Consider the following 20,777-nt stretch of genomic DNA (forward strand, 5'->3'; position numbering starts at 1 on the left):
TCCCCTTTCGGCGGGCGGTTATCCGGTGGCGGTCCGTGCGCTCCGCTCGGTGCGGGAGGCCAGCGCGAACCGCAGTTCGCTGCGGCGGGCGACCGCGAGTTTCCGGTACACCCGGGTCAGATGCTGTTCGACCGTGCTGGTGGTGATGTTCAGGGCCTCGGCGATCTCGCGGTTGCGCCGGCCGAGCGCGGCGAGTTCGGCCACCCGCGATTCAGCCGGACTCAGGGCCTCGAAACCGGTACCGCCCAGAGTGTCCCGCGCGCCCGGCGCCGAATCGACCTGCAGCCGGGCCAGCAGCGGTTCGGCCCCGCAGGTCTCGGCCAGTCGCGCCGCCTCCCGCAGCGGCGGCCGGGCCCGGTCGGCCTCTCCCAGCGCCCGGTAGGCGGCCCCGAGATCGGCCAGCACCGTGGCCAATTCGAGTTCGTCGCCACCCGAGCGGGCCAGGGTCGCCGAGCGGCGCAGGAGTGTCACCCGCCGCAGTGGGTCGCTGGCCGCGGCGAGCAGGCGCAGCGACACCCCGCCGGTGTGGTGCTGTTCGGCGCCGCCGATCAGGTCCAGGTGCCGGATCGCCAGCTGCCGCGCCTGCCGCTGATCCCCGGCCGCCAGACCGGCCGCGGCCAGGTCGTTGCGCCACGGCGCCAGCCAGGCGAAGTCCATGTCCCACTCGTCCATCAGCCGTCCGCATCGGCGGAAGTGCCGCAGCGCCTCCTCGGGCCGGCCGGTGGCCAGGCAGTGCTCGCCGCAGGCGCGCAGATAGCCCAGCGCGAAACGGGATTCGAACATGGCGCGCGGCACCGGCCGCTCCAGTTGCGCGGCGGCCTCGGCGTGCCGGCCCTGCGCGGTGAGCGCGCGCACCAGCACCCCGATCGCCCGGCCCACCCACACCCCGAGCTGTTCGGCGGGCAGCAGATTGAGGGCCGTGAGCGCGTGCCCGGCGGCCTCGACCGGATTTCCCTTGCGCAGCAGGGTCTCCGCGCGGGCCGAGGCGAACAGCGCCTGCCAGGTCGGGGCGCGCCGCGCGGTCGCCTCGGCCAGCAGGGCCGTGCACCAGGCGTCGGCGGCGTCGAGCCGGTCGGTGTGCAGCAGGCAGTCGACGGCCGCCACCAGCACCTCGACGGTGGCCGGGGTGAGCCGGTGCTGGGCCAGGATGCGCTGCGCGGCGGCGGCGGTCTCGGCGGGCGGCCGCTGCTCCCATAGACCCGTCAGCACCGCGGCCGCCTGCCGGTGGGGTGAGTCACGGTCCGGGGACCGGGATTCCGGGCCGGACCGGGTGCCGGCCAGCCACGGATGCCGCTGCGCCTGCACCGGATGCGTGTAGCGCAGCCACGCCCCGAGGAAGGCGAGCCGATCGCCGGGTACGGCCGCGTCCGCGCTGCGGCACAGCCGGGCCAACGCGTGATCGGCGTGCAGGACGTAGCCGTGCCACAGCATCTGCAGCACGGTCATGGGTAGTTCCGGATACGGCACCCGTCCGGTGCGCAGGGCCGCCTTCAACCGGCCGAAATTGCGGGTGCGGCTGGACGGGTTGATCCGCCACTCCACCGCCACCAGCCGGGTCGCGATGGCGGCGCGCTCGTCGGCGCGCCGGCTCGCCCGGTACGCGAGCTCCAGATAGGTTCCGGCGCTGTCCAATTCATCGGTGTCGAAGGCGTGATCGGCGACCTGCAGGAGCACCTGCGCCGCCCACGATCCGCGGGCGTCGCCCGCCTCGACCAGGTGCCGGGCGACGGTGGCCGCGGGCAGGCCCTCCCGGTACAGTAGGTCGGCCGCCCCCACATGCAGGGCGCGCCGATCCTCGTCGGGCAGGTCGCGCAGCACCGGCGCGGTCAGCTCCGGATGCGGGCGGCACTCCGCCACGATCAGTCCCGCCGCCGCCAATTCGCTGACCACCGGGCGGATCTCGTCGAGATCGGCGTCCAGCAGGGCCGCCACCCGGCCCACTCCGGCGGCGGCCCCCAGTACGGCCACCGCGCGCGCGACCCGCAGCCGCTCCGCCTCCGTCGCGCCCGCCCGGCCGGCGGCCGCGCGACTCGTCCTGTCGCCGGCCCTCACCGGCGTCTCCCCTCGGTCCCGAGCGACCGACCGTGCCATCTGACGTCCCTTCCACCGATCGGGATGCGCCCGACTGACAGGCGTGGCACGGCGAGCTTCGGTGTGCTGGAGCGGCATCATTGCAGCGAGGGCGCGCGGGCGCCCAGGATCAGCCGGGGCACAACGGTTTCGAAATGTACTGTCAAGTAGTGTATTTCACATTCGCCTAGGACGTCGTGACGAGCGCGTGCGGGCGATAGACCAGGGCCGCCGCCGAGCTGTCGTCCACCGCCAGGAACACCACCGCGCGCGCCTCGTCGAGCATGCCCTGGGTGGCCGCGCTCAGGTACGCGTGCACCGGTCCCGCGGAGTACGGGTCGCCGACGAACGGGTCGATCCCGGCCACCGCCGCCGACGGCAGCCCGGTCCGGACGGCGACCCGCTCCCGGAAGCCGGGCACCGGCGCCGGGGCCAGCAGCACCGCGGTCCCGGTGGCGAAGTCGCCGGGCTCCAGCCCTTCTCCGGCCAGGCATTCGCGCACCGCGGTCTCGGCCAGTTCGAGGGGGTCCGCGGCCCCGGTGCGCACGGTCAGCGCGTGGCGGCCGCCGGTGCCAGCGGCCTCCAGGTCGGCCCACGCGGTCGGGGCGAGCGCGCCGGGGGTCTCGGTGGTGTAGATGCGGCCGAATCCGCCCGCGCTGCCGGAGGAATGCAGCAGGATGGCCGCGCCGCCGGCGGCGTACGGGAAGTCCGCGCGACCGCGTTCGGTGGAGGGGTGGGTGTCGCCGGCCACGATGAGCGCGTACTCGACATCGCCGAGACCGGTGAAGCACTGGGCGGCCAGGAGCGCGTGCACCACGCCGGTGCCGCCGTTGAGCAGGTCGAAGGAGAACGCGGGCACCCGCCCGGTCGCGTACTCGAGGCCCACTTCGAGACGCTTCTGGATCAGCGCCGCCACCGCCGGTTCGGCGATATTGCTGTCCCGGAACACCCCGGCATTGACCACCAGGCCGACGCGGTCGGCCGACACCTCGGCCGCGGCCAGCGCCCGCGCGCCCGCGCGGGTGGCCAGCTCGAAGTAGCTGCCGGTGTCGGCGTCGGTGCAGACGGCCGCGGAAACGATTGCGGTGCTCATGTATTCAGGCCTCCAGCCGGGAGATGGTCGCGGCGAGATGCCCGGACACCACGCCGGACGCCTCGGGGATCAGCAGCACCTTGGAGCCGCGCGGAATCCGGCCCTGCGCCAGGTGTTCGCGCAGCACCAGGAAGTGCGAGGTGGACGCCGTATTGCCGTACTCGGAGTAGACATTGAGCGCCTGCGGCATCGGGGTGTCGAAGTGCCGCTCGGTCAGCGAGCTGATGTAGTCGATCGCCGGGCCGCTGAACTGGTGGTGGATCCAGTAGTCGTACTTCTCGCTCTCCCAGGCTCGCCCGGTCTCCAGCAGGAAGTCCGCCATTCGCGAAATGCCTTGCAGGAAGCGGGATTCGCTTGCCAGGGCGCGGTTGTCGGTGTACATGGCGATGCCGGTGGTCTTGTCGCTGGGCATGCCGAGGCAGTGCTCGGCGCCGGCCGAGGTGGTCATCAGCTCGATGTAGTGGATCTCGTCCGCGTCGTCGCCCTGATCGTCGACCACCACGGCCACGGCCGCGTCGCCCACGGTGAGGGCCGCGAACTGCGGGTCGTAGGGCTGGGAGATCTCGCGGGTGGCGGTCTCGGCGATGGGGGTGATCTGCTCGCCGCTGACCACCAGGCCGCGCCGCACCACGCCGGACCGGATCATGCGGTCCAGCACCAGCACGCCGGTGATCATGCCCGCGCAGGCATTGGACAGGTCGAAGTGCAGCGCCTTGCCCGCGCCGATGGCAGCGCCCAGCTGGGCGGCGAAAGACGGTGCGAAGCAGTACTGCCCGGGCGCGGTGAAGCGGGTGATCGACACCGAGATGATGACGTCCAGGTCCGCCGCGGGGTAGCCGGAGCGTTCCAGGCAGTCCTCGATGGCGTTCCGCGCCAGCGCGAACGACGATTCGTAATTCTCCGGATCGCTATTGTGTACGCGGCGATTCTTGATTCCGGTAATTCGCTCCAGATCCAATGCCCTGGGTGCCGAAAGGCTGTTGATCACGTCCTCGGTGGAACGGACGGTTGTGGGTGTGTACGCACCGATCGATTCGAAGCGTGTACGCATGTGACCCCTGCTCTCTGGACTGAGTGCGCCCGGTCGAATGTGGCTGCGGCGACCGCAATTCGGCGTCCCCCGAGCCGGCCCCGCTGATATCCCGTAGCCCCGATGCCAGGTGAGACGCTACCGTACCCATCGGTAGTCGAGCGTCCCGACGGCTTCGTGAATCACCGTGCGCTCGAGTGTTTTTCATGGCGTATTCGCTGCAAGACGCTGGTGCGCACACCGTTCGGGAACGCTTCCCGGCCCGCCCGGTAGGGGTGGGATAGGGGGTTGCGAGAAACCGGTGTCGGTACCCGGAGACACACTAAAACCGTTGTATATCAAATGAATACGAAGTGCCACGGCTAGCGGTCCGACAGCGCCCCGTGTAGCCTCACCGATACATTCCTCGCATTCCTCGACAATTCACTGGGGGAAGTGTGTCGCATTCCTTGCCCACCATTTATTGGCGCGCTCTCGATCGTTTCCGGGATATCGTCGCCGCCCATCCCGGACGGGAGGCGGTAATCTATGCCGACGGGAAGAATCGAGCCGGACTGCCCGAATACCGGGAACTCACCTACGCCGAACTCGACGCCTGGTCGGACACCATTGCCGAGCGCTTCGCCGCGGCGGGCGTCGCCCGCGGCGTGCGCACCATCGTGCTGGTGCGGCCGGGACCGGAGCTCTACGCGGTCCTCTACGGACTGTTCAAGATCGGTGCGGTGCCGGTGGTCATCGACCCGGGCATGGGCGTGTTCAAGATGCTGCGCTGCCTGCAGGCCGCCGACGCCGAGGCCTTCGTCGGCATCACCGAGGCGCAAGCGCTGCGCATCGTGTTCCGCGCCTACTTCCGCAAGGTGCGGGTGGCGGTCACGGTCGGGCGCTCGTGGTGGCAGGGGCCCACCCTCGAAAGCTGGGGCCGCACACCGGCTTCCACGCTGCCCGAGCGCGAGCCCGCACCCGATGACGAACCGCTGCTCATCGCCTACACCACCGGCAGCACCGGGCCCGCCAAGGCGGTGGTGCTGACCCACGGCAACCTCAGCGCCATGATCGACCAGGTGGATGCCGCCCGCGAGCACGTCGCGCCGGGCACCTCGCTGATCACCGCGCCGGTGGCGGGCATCCTGGAACTGGTACTCGGATCCCGTTGTGTGCTACCGCCATTGATTCCGTCCAAGGTCGGCGCGACCGATCCGGCGCACGTGGTGGACGCGGTGCAGCGGTACGGGGTGAAGACCATGTTCGCCTCCCCCGCCGTACTGATCCCGCTCCTGCGCCACGTCGAGGAGACGGGCGCGGCGCTGCCGAGCATCCAGAGCATCTACTCGGGTGGCGCGCCCGTCCCCGATTGGTGCATCGCGGCGCTGCGGCAGGTGCTGCCCGAGCAGGCGAAGGTGTACTCCGGCTACGGCGCCACCGAGGCGCTGCCCATGGCGACGATCGAATCCCGGGAACTGCTGGGTGATCTCGTGGAGCAGGCGCACGCCGGGCACGGGGTGTGCGTCGGCGCGCCCGCGCTGCACGTCCGGGCTCGCATCATCGCCATCACCGACGATCCACTGCCGGACTGGTCGGACGTGGAGGCGCGCGCGGCCGAGCTGGCGGCCTCCCGCGGGATCGGCGAACTGGTGGTGTCGGGGCCGAATGTCAGCCCCCGCTACTTCTGGCCGCAGGCGGCCGACCGGACCGGCAAGATCACCGAGGGTGCGGTGATCTGGCATCGCACCGGCGATCTGGCCTGGATCGACGACGCCGGGCGAATCCGCTTCTGCGGGCGCAAGACCCAGCGACTGGAGACGGCGAGCGGGCCGATGTTCACCGTGCAGGTCGAGCAGGTGTTCAACACCGTCGAGGGCGTCGCCCGCAGCGCGCTGGTCGGCGTGGGCGAGCGCGGGCAGCAGCAGCCGGTGCTGTGTGTGGAACTGGCGCCCGGCGCCGACCGGGCCGCGGTCGAGGATCGATTGCGCGGGCGGCGCGACGAATTCGACATCACCAAGCCGGTGTCGGAGTTCCTGTTCCATCCGCTGTTCCCGGTCGACATCCGCCACAACGCCAAGATCGGCCGCGAGAAGCTGGCGGTCTGGGCATCCAGGCAACTCGACGGGTAGCGGCGTGAGACCCCCTGGGCCGCAAGTGGTTCCGCTGGTCACGCGGGCGTATTTCGTGGCCGGTATCCTCGCGCGACTGTACCTGCTGGCCGGACTGATCGCCGCGGTCGCGGGGCGGGCGCCGGCCGGCCCCGTGCTGCGGCTGCTGTGGTGGGCCGACGCGGCCCTGTGCGCCGCGGATCCGGCGACCCGCATACCGGTCAGCATGGCCGCCGACGAACTGGCCGGCCGCGTCCGCTGGGAACGTCCGGCATCGCGGCTCGGGCGTGCGCGGCGACGGGATCACACACTTCTGGAGGCATCGTGAAGGCGGCGGTATGAAGGCATTGGTGACAGGAGCCTCCGGGTTCCTGGACGGGGCGCTCACGCGCCGGCTGGTGAACGACGGCGACCACGAGACCGCGATTCTGGTGCGGCGCACCAGCAATCTGCGGGATCTGGCCCCGGTCCTCGACCGGGTGGAGCGGGTGGTCGGGGATCTCGGCGATCCGGGCTCGCTGGAGCAGGCCGTCGCCGGGGTCGATGTGGTGTTCCACAGCGCCGCCCGCGTCGACGAGCGCGGCACCCGCGCCCGCTTCTGGGCCGAGAACACCGCGGCCACCGCACGATTGCTGGCCGCCGCGCGGGCGGCCGGGGCGCGGCGGTTCGTGTTCGTCTCGAGTCCGAGCGCGCTCATGGACCGTGACGGCGGCGACCAGATCGATATCGACGAGTCGGTCCCGTATCCGCGGCGCTACCTCAATCACTACTGTGAGACCAAGGCCGCCGCCGAACGGCTGGTGCTGAAGGCGAATGCGGACGGCTTCACCACCTGCGCGCTGCGGCCGCGGGCCATCTGGGGCGCGGGCGACCGATCCGGGCCCATCGTGCGGCTGCTGGAACGGGCCGCGGCCGGGACACTGCCGGATCTGTCGGGCGGGCACGACGTGTACGCCTCGCTGTGCCATGTCGACAATATCGTCGAGGCCGCGGTCCTGGCCGCGGCCGGCGAGAATGTCGGCGGCAAGCCGTATTTCATCGCCGACGCCGAACGGACGGATGTGTGGGGCTTCCTCGGCGACGTCGCCGCGGACCTCGGCTATCCGCGGCCGAGCCGCAGGCTCGATCCGCGCGTGGTGGCGCTGATGGTGTCGGTGATCGAAAACCTCAGGCGGATACAGTATCTCGCCGAGCACTGGACGCCGCCACTGTCGCGGTACTCGGTGGCGGTGATGACCCGCTCGGGCACCTACGACACCGCCGCGGCCACCCGCGATTTCGGATACCGGCCCGTTATGGATCGCGACACCGGCATGGCCGAATTGAAATCCTGGATCCACGGCGGGGAGGTGATCGCCGGATCCACCCGCTGACCAGCGCTCGGACGCTCCACCCGGAACTTGTGTTACGCGCGGTACCGGCTAACATGGCTGGTACCGCGCGAGGGCGAGTCGGTGCTGACGGCCCTCGAGGCCGCAGACGCAGTGCAGCACCGCTACTCAACGAGGAGAGCGCCCGATGCCGGAGTTCGACTATCACGGCGTATCCGTTGCCTACGATCACGCCGGATCCGGGGATCCGATTCTGTTCCTGCACAATATCGGCGGTGACCGGCGCATCTGGGTGAACCAGACCCGCGCGCTCGCGGCCACCAACAGCGTGTACGCCCTGGATCTGTTCGGCTACGGCGACTCGGCCGCTCCCTCGGACGGATACACCGTCGACAACTACCTGCGCATGGTGTCGGAGTTCATCGAGACGCACGGGCTCACCAATGTCACGATGGTGGGCAACTGTTTCGGCAGCGCGCTGTCGTTGCTGTACGCGCGCAGCAATCCGCAGAATGTGCGCGCCCTGGTGCTGTGCAGTCCGCTCACCGCCGCCACCCTGCGTCCCACACCGACCGGTTGGACCGCCCGCACGGCGGCGCACCTGCCGCTGGACTCCTTCGCCGGCGCGATCCGCCTCCCGGGCCTGGCCGCGAATCTCGTGGTCCGTGAACAGCTCGGCCCCCGCGGCCGCGGCATGTCCGCTTCGACCTTCACCGGTCTCCGCCAGCGCTGGAGCGAGCCGCGACGCCTGCTCCCGCCCGCCGCCATCGCCCGCGACCTCTCGAAGCTGGCCGTCCTCGACGACTTCCGCCCTGCCCTCGGCTTCCCGCCCATCACCACCGTCTGGGGCACGAAGAACCGCATCCTCTCCGCGGCCGCGGGCGCCCGCCTCAATGCGACGCTGTGCCCGTCCGAATCCATCGAACTCCGCGACTGCGGCCACCTGGTCATGCTCGAACAGCCCGAAACCGTCACGGCCGCAATCCGTTCCGCCACCCGCACCGCCCTGGCGGGCTGAACCTCCCGCGCTCAGCCTGCGGCGCGGTGCAGCAGGGCGGCCAGTTCGCGGAGGCGTGTGATCAGTTCCGGGGGGTCGATGACGCGGAACTCGAACCCGAAGCCCGCGACGTGGACGGCGATGGCGTCGAGGGAATCGGCGCCGGTGTGCAGGATGCAGGTGTCCGGGTCGACGGCCTCGAGGACGCCGACGGTCGGGGCGATCAGCTCGGCCGCGCGCTCGACCGAGGTCAGCAGGGTGAGGCGGGCCTGATAGCGGTAGGGCGCGGTGGTGACGCCGCGGGAGACCTGAGCGGCGGCGTCGGGCGCCTCGCGCGGGGCGAAGCGGGGGCCGGTCGGGACGCGCGGGGTGAGGCGGTCGACACGGTAGGTGCGCCAGTCCTCGCGGTCCACGTCCCAGCCGGTCAGGTACCAGCGGCGGCCGATGTGCACCAGGCGGTGCGGTTCGGTTGTCCGGCACGAGGTTTCGCCCTCGTGGGTGCGGTAGTCGAATCGGAGGCGATGCTGGTCACGGATGGCCGCGGCGATGGCGGTCAGGGTGTCCGGGTCGACGCGCGGGCCGCCATCGGGGACGGCCACGGTCGCGGCCTGCAAGGCCGTCACCCGATGCCGCAGCCGCGAGGGCAGCACCTGCTCGAGTTTGGCCAGCGCCCGCAGTGAGCTCTCCTCGATGCCGGCGATGGTTCCACCCGCCGCGGTGCGCAATCCCATGGCGACGGCGACGGCCTCCTCGTCGTCGAGCAGCAGTGGCGGCAGTGTCGCGCCCGCGCCGAGCCGGTATCCGACCGCGCCGGCGGTGGCGTCCACGGGATAGCCGAGGGCGCGCAGCTTTTCGATATCCCGGCGCACGGTGCGCACATCCACCTCGAGCTGCGCGGCCAGTTCCGCGCCGCTCCAGTCGCGCGGGGTCTGCAGCAGCGAGAGCAGTCGGAGCAGTCTGGCGGAGGATTCCAACACGACTTCGATTCTGCCGCACAGCTAGGGCGGAACCTGTCCTAACTGCCTCATACTGTGGTTCTCATGAGCGACGAGATCATTCCCTTCCGCATCGACATCCCCGCCGAACAGCTCGAGGACCTGCGGCGACGCCTGGACGACGCGCGGCTGCCCGCCCCGCTGCCGGGCGACGACTGGGACACCGGCGTTCCGGTGCACTGGCTGCGCGGCCTGGTCGAGTACTGGCGCACCGGATACGACTGGCGCGCAGCCGAAGCTGAACTCAACCGGTATCCGCAATTCGTCACCGAGATCGAGGGGCAGCGCATCCACTTCCTACACATCCGCTCCGCCGAACCGGGCGCGGTGCCGCTGCTGCTCACCCACGGCTGGCCCGGCTCGATCGCCGACTTCCTCGACGTCATCGGCCCACTGAGCGATCCGCGCGCCCACGGCGGCGATCCGGCCGACGCCTTCCACCTGATCATTCCCTCGCTGCCCGGGTTCGGATTCTCGGGACCGGTCGGCGACTCGGGGTGGACCCGGGCCCGCATCGGCCGGGTCTGGGCGGAGCTGATGAACCGGCTCGGCTACGAGCGCTACGCCGTGCAGGGCGGCGACATCGGTGGCGCGGTCAGCCCGGAAGTGGCCCGCACAGCACCGGATCGGGTGATCGGCGTGCACGTCAACGGCGGCCCGAATCTGCCGCCGCCGTCGGCCGCGGACGACATCGACGAGCTCACCGAGCTCGAGCGGGACCGGGTGCGGCGCATCCAGGCGTTCATGCGGGAGGAGTTCGGGTACATCGCGATTCAGTCCACCCGGCCCCAGGCCCTGGCGTACGGGCTGGTGGATTCGCCGGTGGGACAGCTGGCCTGGATCATGGACAAGTTCCGGGAGTGGACGCACCCGCGCGGCGTCGACCCCGACAAGATCATCGACCGCGATCGCCTGCTCACCACCGTCATGCTCTACTGGCTCACCGGCACCGCGGGTTCCGCGGCCTATGTCGGATACGCCAACACCGGGGAGTGGGGCGTGCCCGGCGTGAATTCCGGTGTGCCGACCGCCGTCATCGCCTTCGCGCACGACGTGTGCATCCGCCGCTACTGCGGGGAGTCCAACACCATCACCCGCTGGGTCGACGTGGATCGCGGCGGGCACTTCGCGGCCATGGAGGAACCCGAGCTGCTGGTCGACGATATCCGCGAATTCTTTCGCGACCTGCGCTGACCCGTCGGATCAGGACACCAGGTCGCGATCACGCTCGGCGACGAACCGGACGAAACCCACCAGGTCCGGTTCGTCCCCGGTGGGCTGCAGGACCACGCTGGTCGCGCCCGCCCCGGGCCAGCGGAGCACGGTGTCCCGGCGATGGCCCGGGGCATCTCGGTCCGCAGCTCCGCGGCCATCCTTTCAGCGGCGCCGGAACCGGTGGCCGCCGGCAGGTATACGACGATCGGATACGGCTGTGCCACAAGCGTTTCGGGACGAGCGGCGCGCACGATCACCACGGCCGCCCGAATCCCGTCGGCGGGCGTGGAGCTGGTGAGGAGCACTCCGTCGGCGGCCTCCCCCACCAATCCCAATGTGCGGGGCCCGGTCGCGGCGGCCAGGATCGGCGACGCGGCGACCGGTGGCCGATCCGGTGTCCGAGCCGCAAGCGTTTTCGGAAGCTCAGCCGAAGTGGCACACGTAGTGGACCGGCTCGACGACCTCGATCTGGAAGCTGGAATTGCCCGGCACCGAGAACGATTCGCCGCCCTTGTAGGTGACGGCCTCGGTCTCGCCGGCGAGGGTGACATTGCACTGGCCCTCGAGCAGTTCCATGATCTCCGGCGCGCCCGTGGTGAAGGTCAGGGTGGCGGGGAGGATGACACCGATCGACTTGCTGGTGCCGTCGGCCAGTTCGATGTTGTGGCTCACACACTTGCCATCGAAGTAGACGTTGGCGCGCTTGGTGACGGTGACATTCTCGAACTTCATGCTGGTACGGGGCCCTTCCTACGGGTGACGACCGGCCGCGGGGGCCGGTCCGGTTCGCGCCGATCGTACCCGTGACCGCGGGGCGATCGTTCAGTCGGGCGGGGCGTCGAGGGCGCGGCCCGGCAGGGTGTCGAGAGCCTTCGCGGCCAGCGCCCGACCCTGTTCGATGATCGGCGCGGCGCGATGGAAATCCATGGTGCCGCAGATGTTCTGCGGCACCTCGATCACCAGGTCCGGCGGGTGGGCGGCGAGATGCTGGCGGGTGAGCGCGGCCAGCATGAGATCGATGGCCCGCTGAGCGACATCGGTGGCGCGGATACTGCTCAGCGCCGGAGGCTGCTCCACTGCCTCGTCGACCGGAGTGCGCGCGCCGCCGAAGCGGTGCGCCGAGGTACGCCACCACTGGGTGAACCAGTTGGTGCGTGGTTGCGCTCGGTCGTAGGCGGGGTCCGGCGCACCCGAGAGGTCGACGCCGATGGTCATGTCGGCGGGTCCCAGCGCCATGGTCGCCACCACCGGGAGCGGATCGAGCACACCGCCGTCCACCAGCACATGACCGTCGAGGAGGACCGGCGTGATGAATCCGGGGATCGCGATGGACGCCCGGATGGCGGCATCCAGCTCGCCCGCCTGGAACCAGGTCGATCGCCCGGTCGTCATATCGGTGGCCACCGCGACATACGGGATCGCCAGGTCCTCGATGCGCAGATCGCCGAGCATCTCGCGGATCCGGTCGAGGACCTTGCCCGCGCGGATCACGCCCGGTTCACTGAACGCCGGATCCAGCAGCCGCGCCACCTCGAACTGACCGAGAGTCGTTGCCCAGGCGGTGAATTCGTCGAGCCGTCCGGCCGCGAACAGCCCGCCCACGAGCGCCCCCATCGACGATCCGGCCACGCCGACGATCTCGTAGCCGCGCTCCTGGAGCTCGGCGATCACCCCGATGTGCGCGTACCCGCGCGCGCCGCCACTGCCCAGCGCGAGTTTGACACGCGTACCCGTCGACATATCGATCTCCTGCCCACCCGGAAACCAGCAATCGAATCGCGAACCATGGCAGCCGCTGCTGCGCGCCAATCGACCTGTCCCCCACCCCGTTTCCGGGGGTGGGGTCAGGCGGCCGAGGTCACGCGGTAGACGTCGTAGACGCCTTCCACATTGCGCACGACATTGAGCAGGTGGCCCAGGTGCTTGGGGTCGCCCATCTCGAAGGTGAACTTGGAGATGGCGACCCGGTCACCGGAAGTGGTGACCGCGGCCGAGAGGATGTTGACCTTCTCGTCGGCGAGGACCTTGGTGACGTCCGACAGCAGGCGGGTGCGGTCCAGGGCCTCGATCTGGATGGCCACCAGGAACACCGACGACGGCGACGGCGCCCACTTGACCTCGATGATCCGTTCCGGTTCCGAGCGCAGCGAATCGGCGTTGGTGCAGTCGGTGCGGTGCACGCTGACCGCGCCGCCGCGGGTCACGAAGCCCATGATCTCGTCACCGGGCACCGGGGTGCAGCACTTGGCCAGCTTGGAGACCGTGCCGGGCGCACCCGGAATCTCCACGCCCGCATCGCCTGTCGTGCGCTGGCGGGCGGGCACCGTGGACGGCGTGGACCGTTCGGCCAGTTCGTTCTCGACATCGCTGACGCCGCCGAGCTGGGCCATGAGCCGCTGCACCACGTGGTGCGCGGACACCTGGTTCTCGCCGACGGCCGCGTACAGCGCGGAGATGTCGGTGTAGTGCAGCTCGTGGGCGAGAGCGCTCATGGCGTCGACGCTCATCAGACGCTGCAGCGGCAGGCCCGAGCGGCGGACCTCCTTGCTGATGGCGTCCTTGCCCGCCTCCAGGGCCTCCTCGCGGCGTTCCTTGGCGAACCACTGCCGGATCTTGGCCTTGGCGCGCGGGGACACCACGAAGTTCTGCCAGTCACGTGACGGGCCGGCGTTCTGCGCCTTGGAGGTGAAGATCTCGACGACCTCACCGTTCTCCAGCTGCCGTTCCAGCGCGACCAGCCGCCCGTTGACCCGGGCGCCGATGCAGCGGTGACCCACCTCGGTGTGCACGGCGTAGGCGAAGTCCACCGGGGTGGACTTCTGCGGCAGCGTGATCACATCACCCTTGGGGGTGAACACGAATATCTCCGGCGACTTGAGGTCGAAGCGCAGCGACTCCAGGAATTCGGCCGGGTCGGCCGCCTCCCGCTGCCAGTCGAGCAGCTGACGCATCCACGCCATGTCGTCGACTTCGGTGGAGTCGTTGGAGTGCTTGCCCTTGGTCTCCTTGTACCGCCAGTGCGCGGCGATGCCGAACTCGGCGGTCCGGTGCATGTCGTGGGTGCGGATCTGCACTTCCAGCGGCTTGCCGTCGGGGCCGACCACGGTGGTGTGCAGCGACTGGTAGACGCCGTAGCGCGGCTGGGCGATGTAGTCCTTGAACCGCCCGGCCATGGGCTGCCACAGCGAGTGCACGACGCCGACCGCGGCGTAGCAGTCGCGCACCTCGTCGCAGAGGATGCGGATGCCGACCAGGTCGTGGATGTCGTCGAAGTCCTTACCCTTGACGATCATCTTCTGATAAATCGACCAGTAGTGCTTCGGACGGCCCTCGACCACGGCGTTGATCCGGCTGGAGGCGAGGGTGTTGACGATCTCGGCGCGCACCTTGGCCAGGTAGGTGTCGCGCGAGGGCGCGCGGTCGGCGACCAGGCGCACGATCTCGTCGTACTTCTTGGGGTGCAGGATCGCGAAGGCGAGGTCCTCGAGCTCCCACTTGACCGTGGCCATACCGAGGCGGTGGGCCAGCGGCGCTATCACCTCGAGGGTCTCGCGGGCCTTCTTGGCCTGCTTCTCCGGCGGCAGGAAGCGCATGGTGCGCATGTTGTGCAGCCGGTCGGCGACCTTGATCACCAGCACGCGGGGGTCGCGGGCCATGGCGATGATCATCTTGCGGATGGTCTCGGCCTCGGCGGCCGCGCCGAGGTTGACCTTGTCCAGCTTGGTGACGCCGTCGACCAGGTGGGCGACCTCGGTGCCGAATTCGGCGGTCAGCTCGTCGAGCGAGTAGCCGGTGTCCTCGACGGTGTCGTGCAGCAGGGCGGCCACCAGCGTGGTGGTGTCCATGCCCAGCTCGGCCAGGATGTTCGCAACGGCCAGCGGGTGCGTGATGTACGGATCGCCGGACTTGCGGAACTGATGTGCGTGCTTCTCGTCGGCGACGTCGAAAGCCCGTTGCAGCAGAGCCAGATTCGCCTTCGGGTACAGCTCGCGGTGCACGGTGGCCAGCGGCTCGAGCACCGGCTTGACGGCGGCGATGCCGCGCTGCCCGGTCATGCGGCGGGCCAGGCGCGCGCGGACACGGCGGGAGGCGGAGGTGGGGACCGCGGTGGTATTGCGAGCGGCGGACTGCCCATTGGCCGATGGGGTGGCGGACTCGCCCTCGGGCGATTGCCCCGAGTTCGCCTTCTCCAGATGCTGTGTCATGCCACCTCCGCTCGCGGCCTCGATCGGAAAACCATATCGGACCGTTCAACCACCCAGATCATCCACTTTAGTCCTGGAATCGGATCCCGACCGGGACAGCGATCACCGCCGGTCCGAACAGCTCCGGAGCGATGAACGATACCCGGTCGAGGCCCGGTTCCGCGGCCGCATGGAACCCGGATTGTTCCGGGGTCGGCCGGGTTGCCCTGCTCAGTGTTCGCCCGCGCTCTCGACCAGGCCGTCCGGGGTCAGTTCCAGCCGTCGCGTCACCCCGATCTCGGCGAGGAAACGCGGGTCGTGGCTGACCACGATGAGCGCGCCCTGGAAGCCCGCCAGCGCCTCGGTGAGATGGGCGAGGCTGGGCAGATCCAGATTGTTGGTCGGCTCGTCGAGCAACAGCAGTCTGGGCGCGGGCTCGGCCAGCAGCAGCATGGCCAGGGCCGCGCGCAACCGTTCACCGCCCGAGAGCGCGCCGGCGGCGACGTCGGCGTCGGCGCCGCGGAACAGGAATCGGGCCAGCTGGGCTCGGATCTGTTCGGCCGAGGCGTGCGGCGCGGTGGTCGCGACATTCTCGAACACCGTCTTCGACTCGTCGAAGACGTCCAGGCGCTGCGGCAGCATGCGCCAGGGCACCCTGGGCGATTCCTCCCGGATGCGGTGCAGCAGCGTGGTTTTGCCGATGCCGTTGCGTCCGGTGAGCGCGATGCGTTCGGGGCCGCTGACTCTCAGCGTCACCGTCGGCCCGCACGCGAGCCGCACATCGGTCAGCTCCAGCACGTCCTGGCCCGGGTAGAGCCGGGTGCCGGGCAGGTCGACGCGGATCTCGCGGTCGTCGCGCAGCCGTTCCTGCATGTCGGTCAGATGATCCTTCGCCTCCTCGACCTTGCCGATGTGGTTGTTGCGCAGCTTGCCCGCCGACACCTGGGCCTGGCGTTTGCGCTCCCCCATGACGATCTTGGGTTCGCGCTTCTGGTCCCACATCTTCTGTCCGTAGCGTTGCCGACGGTCGAGTTTGATGCGGGCCTCGGCGAGCTCGCGCGCCTGTTTGCGGACGTCGCTGCGGGCCTCGCGGATCGCGGCGCGCGCGGCGTCCTGTTCGATCTCGATGATCCGCTCGTACTCGGTGAAATTGCCGCCGAAGAGCCGGATCTCGCCCTGCCGCAGTTCGGCGACGGCATCGACGCGGTCGAGCAGTTCGCGGTCGTGGCTGACGGTGAGCACGGTACCGGGGAACTGGCCGACGACCTCGTAGAGGCGTTGCCGCGCCACCTGATCGAGGTTGTTGGTCGGCTCGTCCAGCAGCAGGACGTCGGGTTCGCGCAGCAGTTCGGCGACCAGGCCCAGCAGCACGGTCTCGCCGCCGGAGAGGGTGTCGAGCCGCCGGTCCAGCTGCGCCACATCCCCTGCGACGTAAGGCAATCCGAGCCGCCCCAGCAGGGCCACGGCGCGTTCCTCGATATCCCAGGCGGTGCCCACGGTCTCGAAGTCGGCCTCGGCACCGGATCCGGATTCGATGCGGTGCAGGGCTTTCCGGACCTCGGCCAGCCCGAGCACCTCGTCGACCCGCTGCCCGGCGGCCAGCCCGAGATCCTGACGCAGGTATCCGAATCGTCCAGGAATGCTCACCGAACCGCGTGCGGGACGCAGTTGGCCGGTGAGCAGCCGGAAGAGGGTGGATTTCCCCGCGCCATTGCTGCCGACCAGGCCGACGTGCCCGGGTCCGAGCTGGGCGTCGAGGCCGTCGAACACGGCGGTGCCGTCCGGCCACGCGAAGGTGAGATCGGAAATGGAAACAACAGGCATTGACATGCGGGCCTCCCCGAGAGTGAGCGAATGCGGCGCGCGATTGCGGGCCACTCGGCGATCACCTCAGAAGAGCAACGGCATGTCTCCGATCGGACGGGAAAAGAACTCGACTACGGTAACCGAGACCAACGACCCCGGGCAAGAACGTATTTCGTGAGGCGGGTCTCAGCGGCCGGTCCGCGCGGTGAGCCGCAGATACCCGAGCGCGCTCACCGCCAGCAGCGCGGCCAGCCCGAACATGACCGTCGCGCCGTGCCCGAGGGTGACGCCGCCCAGCAGGGTTCCCGCGCCGATGCCGAAGTAGATGCAGGAGGCGTTCAACGCCACCACCAGTCCGGACTCCTGCGGCGCGGCCGCGATGAGGCGATGCTGCTGCGCCGGCGTCTGACACCAGCTGGCCGCACCCCAGCCCACGGCCAGCACACCGACCAGGACCGGAATGTGCGTGTGAGTCGCGGCCAGTACGCCCATCATCGCCAGCGCCACCGCCATCACCGCGTAACCGGCCGTCAGCACCCGTGTGGCGCCGAAACGGTCGGTGGCGTATCCCGACGACAGGTTGCCCGCCACCGCGCCGAGGCCGTACAGCATCAGCGCCCACGCGATCGTGGACGCGCCGATTCCCAAGGCCCCCAACGCCGGAACGGCATACGCGTACACGACATACGCCGCGCCCATCCCCAGCACGGTCAGCGGCAGCACGGCCGCGACCGACCGATTGCGCAGCACCGCCAGCCGTGTCGCCAACGGGACCACGGGATTGCCGGGCAACGCGGGCACCCACGCGGCGACTCCGGCGGCCGCCGGCAGGCACACCATCGCGACTCCGGTGAGCGCGGACCGCCAGCCCAGCCATTGCCCGAGCAGATCACCCAGCGGCACCCCGAGCGCGGTCGCGATGGTCAGCCCGCCGACGACCACCGCCAGCGCCCGCCCCCGCGCCTGCGGCGGTACCAGTGCGGCGGCCACCGCGCCCGCATTGGGTGTGAACGCCGCCGCTCCCAGGGCGGCCACGATCCGGGTGGCCAGCAGGATCGAAAACGTCTGCGCCAGAGCCGATCCCAGATTCGCCAGGGCGAGCACCAGCAGCGCCGACACCAGCAGGGCCCGGCGCGGCAGTCGCGCGGTCAGGGTGGCCAGCACCGGTGACCCGAGTGCGTAGGCCGCCGCGAACACCGTCACCGCCGTGCCCGCGGTCGCCGTGGATATCCGGAGCGATCCGGCCAGGTCGGGCAGGAACCCGGCCAGGATGAACGAGTCGGTGCCGACGGCGAAGGTGCCCAGCGCCAGGATCAGGGTGCGCCGCAACCCGTTCGGCGCCGCGGCGGCCCCGGCCGGTGATGACGGGATATTAACCGGGATATTTACCATCCCGAATCTCCTTCCGAAAAAACCCGGCGCGGGGCCGGGTCGGTGCTCGCGGACGGCGCGACCGCTCAGGTGGTCACGCGTTCATAGAAGCTGCGGGTGTACTTCGAGGCGTTGGCCGGGGTGCCGGCCATCACATCGGCCACCGTCTGCGCGGACAGTTCACGCCGCCAGGCCAATTCGGCGCGCCCTATCGCCCGGGCAATACCGCACGGCTCGGCGAACTCCGTGCGCGCCCGGGCGGCTCCGGCGCCGCGGCGGCGAATCTCGGTGCAGCGGAAGGCTTCCGTGCGACCTTCGACCGCGGCCACCACATCCATGAGCGTGATGCGGTCGGGTGTGCGGGCCAGCCGGTATCCCCCGCGCGCACCGGGGGTGGATTCCAGAATCCCCTCACGCACCAGTGGTTGCAGCCGCTTCTTCAGATATTCGGGCGGCAGTTCGAAGATCTCGGCGAGGCGGGCGGTGGCGATGGGCGCGTGATCGTCGAGCCAGGCCAGCGCGATACAGCAGTGCAGTCCCCACTCGACGCCCTCACCCATCATCACGAATAGGGATAATACATGTCCCGGATACCCGGGCCAATCCCGATTCAGCGGCTGATCCGACGGGCCTTCATACCGTTCGAGAGCGGCACCTCGGTCACCTTGCCGCCGGATTCGGCGTGCAGCATGCGGCCGCTGCCGGTGTAGATGCCCACGTCCGAGGGTCCACGCGGGCCGAACGAACCGAACACCAGGTCACCGGGCCGGGCATTGAGCAGCTGGACCTCCGCGCCCTGCTCCCACTGTTGTTCGGCCGTACGCGGCAGGCTGATGGTGCTGCCGCTGGCCGCGAACACCGCCGCCGCGGTGAAGCCCGCCTGATCGAAGCCGCCGTCACTGGGCCCACCGGGACCGCCGCCGCCGAATACGTAGGGCGTGCCGACCCATTGCTGCCCGGCCGTCACGATCTGCGCCCCGAGATCGGCGTTCTGATCGGCCTGGAACCGGCCCTCGCTGCCGAGGCTGCGGAAGCCGGGCTCGGCGGCCAGAATGCGCGCCACGTACGGCCGGGTCTCGGTATAGTGCCGCGAGATCTGGTTGGGCATGCCGCCGGAGGCGAGCACCGCGCCCTCACCGGCGTTGTAGGCGGCAACGGTGAGCGCGGTCAGGTCGCCGGACACCTTGCCCTCCGACATCCAGCCCTCGATGGTCTTGGCGATGGCGCACATGTAGCGGCCCTGACCGATGATGGCGTCGGCCGGATCCAGCACGCTCGCATAGCCTTTGCCGTCGGCGTCGATGACGTACGGCTGCCCGTCGGGGGCGAGCGCCTTGGCGGTGCCGGGCATGAACTGGGCGATGCCCTGCGCGCCGTCCGGGGACACCGCGTCGGTGCGGAACCCGGATTCGGCCTGACCCTGCGCCGCCAGCAGCGAGGCGCCGATCTCCGGGCACAGCGAACCCGCACGGCGGTACCAGATCTCGAGTGCCGGCGGCACCTTGCCCGAGGCGAGATTGCCGCCGGGCGTGCCGAATCCGTTCTCGCAGTAGGGCGTACTGGGCGCGGGGATGGTGCCGCCGGCCAGCCACGGCACGGGATCGACCTGGTGTCCGCCGGTGAGCCGCCCGCCCGGCACCAGCTCGAAATGCAGGTGCGGGCCGGAGGATTCGCCATTGCTGCCGACGTCGGCGATGTGCTGGCCCATCTGCACGACATCCCCGGTGTGCACGAAGATCCCGTTCTGGTACATGTGCCCGTACACGGTGGAGTACCGGCGGCCGCTGGCGTCGAGGGAGTCGATGACCACCCAGTCGCCGAACCCGGAGGCCGCGCCGGCGGCCACCACCAGACCGTCGGCGGCGGCGTAGATGGGCGTGCCCGCGGGGGCAGCCAGGTCGACGCCGAGGTGGGCGCCGCCGCGCGCGCCGAACACGTCGCTGACGGTGAATGCGCCTGCGGCGAGCGGATATTGGTGCCGTCCGGCCCCGATGAGGCCGCCGGCCTCGTTGACCGTGCCGGGCGCGGCCGCCATGGAGGCGTCGGCCGGCGCGAGCGCTGTGGAGGTGGAGGCGATGTCCTTGATGGTGACCTGGACCCGGTCCAGGTGATTGCGGGCGACATTGCCGCGGTCGCCCAGTGGAGTCCACTCGATGCCGGCTGCCGCGCCCGGAGTCCAGCTGCGCTGCTTCCAGATCAGGTAGTCGACCCGGAATGCGGCGGCGTTCTCCTGCAGGAACGAGACGATGGCGTCACCCTTGCCGGTGTCGGAGCCGACGATGAATTCCACCGAGCGCCCGGCCTTCAGGTCCGGGGAGGAGTCGTCGTTCGCCAGCCCGCGCATGTCCATCATGCCGAAGTGGGCCACCGTGCAGCGCAGTACGCGCAGGGCGCCCTCCTGCAGACCGGCCTCGACGGGCGAGCCGGTGGCGGGACAGTTGGGTTCGGTACGGGCCAAGGTAACGGCCGGAACCGTGGGTGTGCCCGGGCCGCAGCTGGTCTCGCTGGCGGGCAGGATGATGATGAGTACGAGCGTCAGCAGACCCAATACCAGGCCGACCGCCCCACCTACGAGGATTTTGGGCTTCACGCCCG

General features: G+C 70.2%; 16 protein-coding genes. 5 read left to right on the forward strand and 11 right to left on the reverse strand.

Annotated elements, in window-relative coordinates; all coding sequences use genetic code 11:
• Nucleotides 1-18: 18 nt before the first annotated feature.
• From ON33_RS12550 to ON33_RS12560, 3 genes are all read right to left on the reverse strand, one after another.
• On the reverse strand, nt 19-2,052 hold the full coding sequence (locus tag ON33_RS12550) for a helix-turn-helix transcriptional regulator (protein ID WP_051151973.1): 2,034 nt from the start codon (nt 2,050-2,052) through the stop codon (nt 19-21).
• A 205-nt stretch (nt 2,053-2,257) separates the two neighbouring features.
• A complete protein-coding gene (locus ON33_RS12555) occupies nt 2,258-3,163 on the reverse strand; it encodes a hypothetical protein (protein ID WP_040858627.1) in 906 nt (301 codons plus the stop codon).
• Between the two features lie 4 nt (nt 3,164-3,167).
• Nucleotides 3,168-4,214, reverse strand: coding sequence for a 3-oxoacyl-ACP synthase III family protein (locus ON33_RS12560; RefSeq protein ID WP_040858629.1), 1,047 nt, complete (start codon nt 4,212-4,214; stop codon nt 3,168-3,170).
• A 428-nt stretch (nt 4,215-4,642) separates the two neighbouring features.
• On the opposite strand from ON33_RS12560, the gene ON33_RS12565 reads away from it, so the two are divergent.
• From ON33_RS12565 to ON33_RS12580, 4 genes are all read left to right on the forward strand, one after another.
• Entirely contained in the window at nt 4,643-6,304 is a 1,662-nt protein-coding gene (locus ON33_RS12565; protein WP_083868916.1) for a fatty acid CoA ligase family protein, read from the forward strand.
• A 4-nt stretch (nt 6,305-6,308) separates the two neighbouring features.
• Nucleotides 6,309-6,611, forward strand: a complete 303-nt coding sequence (locus ON33_RS12570) for a hypothetical protein (protein WP_157184499.1) — start codon at nt 6,309-6,311, stop codon at nt 6,609-6,611.
• 10 nt (nt 6,612-6,621) lie between these two features.
• Nucleotides 6,622-7,656 (forward strand): NAD-dependent epimerase/dehydratase family protein, encoded by a 1,035-nt coding sequence (locus ON33_RS12575; RefSeq protein WP_051151975.1) that lies wholly within the window; start codon nt 6,622-6,624, stop codon nt 7,654-7,656.
• Between the two features lie 145 nt (nt 7,657-7,801).
• Nucleotides 7,802-8,632, forward strand: coding sequence for an alpha/beta fold hydrolase (locus ON33_RS12580; protein WP_051151976.1), 831 nt, complete (start codon nt 7,802-7,804; stop codon nt 8,630-8,632).
• 11 nt (nt 8,633-8,643) lie between these two features.
• On the opposite strand, the gene ON33_RS12585 is transcribed toward ON33_RS12580, so the two are convergent.
• On the reverse strand, nt 8,644-9,588 hold the full coding sequence (locus ON33_RS12585) for a helix-turn-helix transcriptional regulator (protein WP_040858633.1): 945 nt from the start codon (nt 9,586-9,588) through the stop codon (nt 8,644-8,646).
• Nucleotides 9,589-9,651: 63 nt separating this feature from the next.
• Here ON33_RS12585 and ON33_RS12590 point away from each other — a divergent pair, with 63 nt between their 5' ends.
• Nucleotides 9,652-10,800, forward strand: coding sequence for an epoxide hydrolase family protein (locus ON33_RS12590; protein WP_040858634.1), 1,149 nt, complete (start codon nt 9,652-9,654; stop codon nt 10,798-10,800).
• Between the two features lie 444 nt (nt 10,801-11,244).
• On the opposite strand, the gene ppnP is transcribed toward ON33_RS12590, so the two are convergent.
• The 7 genes from ppnP to ON33_RS12630 form a co-directional block, all read right to left on the reverse strand.
• Nucleotides 11,245-11,553 carry a pyrimidine/purine nucleoside phosphorylase gene (gene ppnP / locus ON33_RS12600; protein WP_040858636.1) on the reverse strand — a complete coding sequence of 103 codons (309 nt, stop codon included), beginning with the start codon at nt 11,551-11,553 and terminating at the stop codon, nt 11,245-11,247.
• 90 nt (nt 11,554-11,643) lie between these two features.
• Complete coding sequence (locus ON33_RS12605) at nt 11,644-12,561, reverse strand: patatin-like phospholipase family protein (protein WP_040858637.1); 918 nt, start codon at nt 12,559-12,561, stop codon at nt 11,644-11,646.
• A 104-nt stretch (nt 12,562-12,665) separates the two neighbouring features.
• A complete protein-coding gene (locus tag ON33_RS12610) occupies nt 12,666-15,026 on the reverse strand; it encodes a RelA/SpoT family protein (protein WP_040858638.1) in 2,361 nt (786 codons plus the stop codon).
• Nucleotides 15,027-15,236: 210 nt separating this feature from the next.
• A complete protein-coding gene (locus tag ON33_RS12615; protein WP_040858716.1) occupies nt 15,237-16,835 on the reverse strand; it encodes an ABC-F family ATP-binding cassette domain-containing protein in 1,599 nt (532 codons plus the stop codon).
• A 162-nt stretch (nt 16,836-16,997) separates the two neighbouring features.
• On the reverse strand, nt 16,998-18,140 hold the full coding sequence (locus ON33_RS12620) for an MFS transporter (RefSeq protein ID WP_245550500.1): 1,143 nt from the start codon (nt 18,138-18,140) through the stop codon (nt 16,998-17,000).
• Between the two features lie 128 nt (nt 18,141-18,268).
• Nucleotides 18,269-18,745, reverse strand: a complete 477-nt coding sequence (locus tag ON33_RS12625) for an RrF2 family transcriptional regulator (RefSeq protein WP_245550502.1) — start codon at nt 18,743-18,745, stop codon at nt 18,269-18,271.
• A 47-nt stretch (nt 18,746-18,792) separates the two neighbouring features.
• On the reverse strand, nt 18,793-20,772 hold the full coding sequence (locus ON33_RS12630) for a peptidoglycan DD-metalloendopeptidase family protein (protein ID WP_051151979.1): 1,980 nt from the start codon (nt 20,770-20,772) through the stop codon (nt 18,793-18,795).
• Nucleotides 20,773-20,777: the final 5 nt, after the last annotated feature.

Source organism: Nocardia niigatensis NBRC 100131 (assembly GCF_000308655.1).
In the GTDB taxonomy this organism is placed as follows: Bacteria; Actinomycetota; Actinomycetes; order Mycobacteriales; family Mycobacteriaceae; genus Nocardia; species Nocardia niigatensis.